Origin of the sequence: Streptomyces sp. WELS2, assembly GCF_013870595.1 — a bacterium.
Taxonomy (GTDB): domain Bacteria; phylum Actinomycetota; class Actinomycetes; order Streptomycetales; family Streptomycetaceae; genus Streptomyces.
The window spans coordinates 1-5,490 of sequence record NZ_JACBWZ010000415.1 but is presented as its reverse complement, the minus strand read 5'-3'; the positions used below and the strand labels follow the sequence as shown (position 1 = coordinate 5,490).

General features: G+C 69.6%; 5 protein-coding genes and 2 pseudogenes. 2 read left to right on the top strand and 5 right to left on the bottom strand.

Features of this window, described 5'->3' with window-relative positions; all coding sequences use genetic code 11:
* The 3 genes and pseudogenes from H5J33_RS21995 to ftsE form a co-directional block, all read right to left on the bottom strand.
* Positions 1-347: pseudogene (locus H5J33_RS21995) on the bottom strand (peptidase S41); the annotation flags it as partial.
* 68 nt (positions 348-415) lie between these two features.
* Complete coding sequence (ftsX, locus tag H5J33_RS21990; RefSeq protein WP_181796639.1) at positions 416-1,333, bottom strand: permease-like cell division protein FtsX; 918 nt, start codon at positions 1,331-1,333, stop codon at positions 416-418.
* Positions 1,334-1,369: 36 nt separating this feature from the next.
* Positions 1,370-2,059 carry a cell division ATP-binding protein FtsE gene (ftsE, locus tag H5J33_RS21985; protein ID WP_030610589.1) on the bottom strand — a complete coding sequence of 230 codons (690 nt, stop codon included), beginning with the start codon at positions 2,057-2,059 and terminating at the stop codon, positions 1,370-1,372.
* Positions 2,060-2,334: 275 nt separating this feature from the next.
* Here ftsE and H5J33_RS21980 point away from each other — a divergent pair, with 275 nt between their 5' ends.
* The gene (locus H5J33_RS21980; RefSeq protein ID WP_030782860.1) at positions 2,335-2,535 is read left to right on the top strand and encodes a hypothetical protein; all 201 of its coding nucleotides are present in this window, start codon (positions 2,335-2,337) and stop codon (positions 2,533-2,535) included.
* 82 nt (positions 2,536-2,617) lie between these two features.
* Here the strand turns inward: H5J33_RS21980 and H5J33_RS21975 are convergent, their stop codons facing one another.
* Both H5J33_RS21975 and prfB read right to left on the bottom strand, forming a co-directional pair.
* Complete coding sequence (locus tag H5J33_RS21975) at positions 2,618-3,601, bottom strand: hypothetical protein (protein WP_181796638.1); 984 nt, start codon at positions 3,599-3,601, stop codon at positions 2,618-2,620.
* Between the two features lie 302 nt (positions 3,602-3,903).
* Positions 3,904-5,010 carry a peptide chain release factor 2 gene (gene prfB, locus H5J33_RS21970; RefSeq protein ID WP_181796637.1) on the bottom strand — a complete coding sequence of 369 codons (1,107 nt, stop codon included), beginning with the start codon at positions 5,008-5,010 and terminating at the stop codon, positions 3,904-3,906.
* 82 nt (positions 5,011-5,092) lie between these two features.
* On the opposite strand from prfB, the pseudogene H5J33_RS21965 reads away from it, so the two are divergent.
* Positions 5,093-5,437 (top strand): annotated as a pseudogene (locus H5J33_RS21965) (protein kinase); the annotation flags it as partial.
* Positions 5,438-5,490: the final 53 nt, after the last annotated feature.

The window sequence follows — 5,490 nt, the reverse complement described above, 5'->3', positions numbered from 1 at the left end:
ACCCACAGGCCGACGCCGGTGTAGCGGCCGTCGAGGGCGTCCTGGAACTCCTCGTACTCGCCCTCGGAGTAGACGGCCGCCCAGCGGTCGCCGCTGCGGCTGACGGCCCGTTCGGCGGCCTCCGTCGGGGACTTGCCGGCGGCCATCGCCGCGGCGGCGGCCTCCCGCACGGCCTCGGGCCGGCCGGCCGGGTCCGCCGGGGAGGCGACGGCCCTGCGCTGGGGGGCACCGGTCCCCGGGAAGGCGCCGGTGGCGGCGCCGGCTCCCAGCACTCCGGCGAAGACCAGTGTCAGGGCGGCGCCGCGGCGGACGCGGCGGGGACTACAGAGGGGGTCACGGCCTGACATGGCGGTGAGTCTAGGACAACGCGAAGGGCCGCACGGGCGGTTGCCCGTACGGCCCTTCTTGGTGTGCGTCACACCTTCAAGTACTTGCGCAGCGCGAAGAACGCCGCCAGGGACGGCATCAGCACGCTGGTCGCCAGGATCAGCGGCAGCTTGGTCAACACCGCGTCCCAGCCCACGAAGTTGATGAGGGTCAGCTTGTGGGAGAGGTCCATGCCGTGGTCGATGGTGAAGTACCGGCCGAGCACGAGGGCCACGCAGGCCAGGCCGCCGCCGATGAGTCCGGCGACCGCGGCCTCGGCGATGAACGGCGCCTGGATGTAGAAGCCGGAGGCGCCGACCAGGCGCATGATGCCGGTCTCGCGCCGGCGGCTGAACGCCGAGACGCGCACCGTGTTGACGATCAGCAGCAGGGCGACGATCAGCATCATCGCCATCACGCCGAGCGCGCCCCGGTTCATCAGGTTCAGCAGCTGGAAGAGGTTGTCCAGGATGCCCTTCTGGTCCTGCACCGACTGCACGCCGTCCCGCCCGTTGAACGCGCTGGCGATCACCTGGTACTTCTGCGGGTCCTTGAGCTTGATCCGGTACGACTCCTGCATCTGGTCCGGCGTCAGCGAGCCGGCCAGCGGGGAGTTGCCGAACTGCTCCTTGTAGTGCTTGTACGCCTCGTCCTGGGACTCGTAGGTCACCTTCTCGACGACCGGCATCTGCTTGAGGTCCGCGAGGATCTGCTTCTTCTGGTCCTCGGTGACCGCGCCCTTGGCGCAGTGCACGTCGTTCTCCGCGTCGTGCTTGTTGCACAGGAAGATCGAGACGTTGACCTTGTCGTACCAGTAGCCCTTCATGGTGCCGACCTGGTCGCTCATCAGCAGCGAGCCGCCGAACAGGGCCAGGGACAGGGCGACGGAGACGATGACGGCGAAGGTCATCGTCAGGTTGCGGCGGAGACCGACACCGATCTCCGACAGGACGAACTGGGCGCGCATGGCTACTTCTTCAGGCCTTTCGGGAACTGGGTGCGGTCAGTGCTGGTAGCCGTAGACGCCGCGGGCCTGGTCGCGGACGAGGCGGCCCTTCTCCAGCTCGATGACGCGCTTGCGCATCTGGTCCACGATGTTCTGGTCGTGCGTCGCCATGATGACGGTGGTGCCCGTCCGGTTGATCCGGTCGAGCAGCTTCATGATGCCGACGGAGGTCTGCGGGTCGAGGTTGCCGGTGGGCTCGTCGGCGATGAGCAGCTTGGGCCGGTTGACGAACGCGCGCGCGATGGCGACGCGCTGCTGTTCACCGCCGGACAGCTCGCCGGGCCTCCGGTCCTCCTTGCCGCCGAGCCCGACGAGGTCGAGCACCTGCGGCACGGACTTGCGGATCTCGCCGCGGGACTTGCCGATCACCTCCTGGGCGAAGGCCACGTTCTCCGCGACCGTCTTGTTCGGCAGCAGCCGGAAGTCCTGGAAGACGGTGCCCAGCTGGCGGCGCATCTGCGGCACCTTCCAGTTGGACAGGCGCGCGAGGTCCTTGCCGAGCACGTGCACCTGGCCGTGGCTGCACCGCTCCTCGCGGAGGATGAGCCGCAGGAAGGTGGACTTTCCGGAGCCGGAGGACCCCACGAGGAAGACGAACTCGCCCTTCTCCACCTCCAGGGAGACATCCCTGAGTGCGGGGCGGGTCTGCTTGGGGTAGACCTTGGAGACGTTGTCGAATCGGATCACGGATGCACCACGGGTCGCCGGGGGTAGATGAGCGTGACCATACGCGAACCGGGTGCGCAAGCGCAGGCGCGGGCTGAGGTTGGGCAAGACTTGTACGTTTTTGTACCTCCCGGTGTCCGTACCCCCCGCCCGCGCCCGCGTACGGGCCCCGCGCACGCTCCGCGGGAACCTGGCACAGTGGAAGAAGGAAGACGAAGGACGACGGGAGCGCCGGGGAACGTTCCCGTTCCCGTGAGCGTTGTACATGTGATGGCCGGTGCAAGGAGGGCGAGCGCATGACGTACGACCGGTTGGTGTGCGCGAACTGCGCGGCGCCCGTGAGCGAGGGCCGGTGCCCGGTGTGCCGTGCCAACCGCGAGCGACTGCAGCAGGAGGGCTTCTTCGGGGGCCTGAACGGGCTGAACCCGATGGCGCTGATCGCGCTGCTGGCGGTGCTGATCGCCGCGGTGGCGCTGCTGGCGCACCAGACGGCGTGAAGACGCCGTAAGGGCCCGGAGCGCCAGGCTCCGGGCCCTTACGTGTGTGCCGCGCGTGCGGTGTGTGAGCGCAGGGTTACGCTCAGGCCACGGCGCCGCCCCGGCCGTTGACCAGGCGCGGCAGCACACGGAAGCCGATACCGCCGGCGATCATGGTCGCGGCGCCGACGAGCAGGAACGCGGTCTGCCCGGCACCGGTCTCGGCGAGCTGCTTGTCACCGCCCTGGGCCACGGTGTCGGAACCGGTGTCGGTCAGCGCCGAGGAGCCGGCGTCCTGCGGGACGGTGTTGTTGCCGCCGCCGTTGGGCTTGTTGTTGTTGCCGCCGGTGCCGGAGTCGCCACCGGTGGAACCGTCGGTCGAGCCGGTGGAACCGTCGGTCGAGCCGGTGGAACCGTCGGTCGAGCCGGTGGAACCCGTGGAGCCGGTGCCGCCGTCGGTGCCGTTGCCGCCCGAGTTGCCGTTGCCGCCCGAGTTGCCGCCGTTGCCGTTGCCGCCGTCGGTGCCGTTGCCGCCCGAGTTGCCGCCGTTGCCGTTGCCACCCGAGTTGCCGTTGCCACCCGAGTTGCCGTTGCCACCGCCGGTCGTGGACGGGTCGCCACCGGTCGTGGACGGGTCACCGCCCGTGGTGGACGGGTCGCCACCGGTCGTGGACGGGTCACCGCCCGTGGTGGACGGGTCGCCACCGGTCGTGGACGGGTCACCGCCCGTGGTGGAGGGGTCCCCACCGGTCGTGGAGGGGTCACCGCCGGTCGTGGACGGGTCGCCACCCGTGGTGGAGGGGTCGCCACCGGTCGTGGACGGGTCACCGCCCGTGGTGGACGGGTCACCGCCGGTCGTGGACGGGTCGCCGGTCGTGCCGCCGTCGGTGCAGATGGCGACCGGGCAGCCGCCACCGTCGGTGTTCCCGCCGTCGGCGCCGACACCGCTCACGCCGAGGCGGATCGGACCCGCCTGGACATCGAGGTCCAGGGCGGAAGCCGCGCCCGCCGCGGTCAGCGAGGCACCGGCCGCGATCACGGCGCCGGCGGCTATCCGCGCGACCCGGATCCGCGTCTTCTTCGTCATATGGTTGCTACCCCCAGTAGCTGTTCGTCAATGAGGCGGCGCATGGGGCGGGCGTGCCGTGATCGACGGAGGCAGCTGGTGACGAAGAGTGCGTCAACTCGATCCCCCGGTTCACATGCGCTCCGCGAGTACGCATGCCGCCGCCCCACCCTTCCGATTTTTCAAAGCAACGTCAAGGGCGTTGCGGGCGCATTGTCCGAAGGGGTGGCGTTTGCGGGGAATTGAAGCCTGTGAGTGTGATGTAAAACCCGGACAAAAGAACAACTGCCGCCCACTGGACGGCAGTTGTCATGTCGACAAAGTTACTTCTCCTGCTGCTTGCGCCAGCGAATCCCGGCCTCCAGGAACCCGTCGATCTCACCGTTGAACACGGCCTCCGGGTTGCCCACCTCGTGCTCGGTGCGCAGGTCCTTGACCATCTGGTAGGGGTGCAGCACGTACGAACGCATCTGGTTGCCCCAGGAGTTGCCGCCGTCGCCCTTGAGGGCGTCCATCTTGGCCTGCTCCTCCTGCCGGCGCCGCTCCAGCAGCTTGGCCTGGAGGACGTTCATCGCGGTGGCCTTGTTCTGGATCTGCGACCGCTCGTTCTGGCAGGAGACCACGATGCCGGTGGGCAGGTGGGTGATGCGGACGGCGGAGTCGGTCGTGTTGACGCCCTGGCCGCCGGGGCCGGAGGAGCGGTAGACGTCGATCCGCAGGTCGGACTCGTCGATCTCGACGTGGTCGGACTGCTCCACGACCGGCAGCACCTCGACGCCCGCGAAGGACGTCTGGCGGCGGCCCTGGTTGTCGAACGGCGAGATGCGCACCAGGCGGTGCGTGCCCTGCTCGACGGAGAGGGTGCCGTAGGCGTACGGCGCCTGCACGGCGAAGGTGGTCGACTTGATGCCGGCCTCTTCGGCGTACGACGTCTCGATCAGCTCCGTCTTGTAGCCGCGCTGCTCGGCCCAGCGCAGGTACATGCGCTGGAGCTTCTCGGCGAAGTCGGCCGCGTCGACGCCGCCGGCCTCGGCGCGGATGTTGACGAGCGCCTCGCGGGAGTCGTACTCGCCGGACAGGAGGGTACGGACCTCCATCTCGTCCAGCGCCTTCCTCACCGAGGCCAGCTCGGACTCGGCCTCGGCGCGGGTGTCCGGGTCGTCCTCCTCCTCGGCCATCTCGAAGAGGACCGCGAGGTCGTCGATCCGGCCGCGCAGCGCCTCCGCCTTCCTGACCTCGGCCTGGAGGTGGGAGAGCTTGCTGGTGATCTTCTGCGCCTCGTCCGGGTTGTCCCACAGGGACGGCGCGGCCGCCTGCTCCTCGAGCACGGCGATATCTGCCCTCATCTTGTCGAGGTCCAGGACGGCCTCGATCGACTCCATGGTCGAGGAGAGGGACTTCAGCTCTTCGGATACATCGACGACTGCCACGCCTTCCAGCGTAACGGCTGTGGCAAGCGTCCTCGGCCGGGCCGCGTCCCGTCCGCGGCCTCAGGGGGCCGGTGTGCTGTGCGTGGCCAAGCTGATCGACTCGCCCCGGCGGACCCGCGCCACGAAGATCATCGGCACCCCGGACTACCTGGCCCCCGAGATCGTGGAGGGCCTGCCGCCGCGCGCCGCCGTGGACATCTACGCCCTGGCGACGGTCCTGTACGAGCTGCTGGCCGGTTTCACGCCCTTCGGCGGCGGACACCCCGGCGCGGTGCTGCGCCGGCACGTCACCGAGACCGTCGTACCGCTGCCCGGCATCCCCGAGGAGCTGTGGCAGCTGCTCGTGCAGTGCCTGGCCAAGGCACCCGCCTCCCGGCTGCGCGCCTCGGAGCTGGCGGCGCGGCTGCGCGAGCAGCTGCCCACTCTCCGGACTCGCGGGACGGCCGTGAGAGTGTCGTGACGCCTCCGGCACAACCTCCT

Coding starts and splice junctions, on each gene's coding strand:
- ftsX (WP_181796639.1), bottom strand. CDS start 1,333: ATGCGCGCCCAGTTCGTCCTGTCGGAGATCGGTGTCGGTCTCCGCCGC.
- H5J33_RS21980 (WP_030782860.1), top strand. CDS start 2,335: ATGACGTACGACCGGTTGGTGTGCGCGAACTGCGCGGCGCCCGTGAGC.
- H5J33_RS21975 (WP_181796638.1), bottom strand. CDS start 3,601: ATGACGAAGAAGACGCGGATCCGGGTCGCGCGGATAGCCGCCGGCGCC.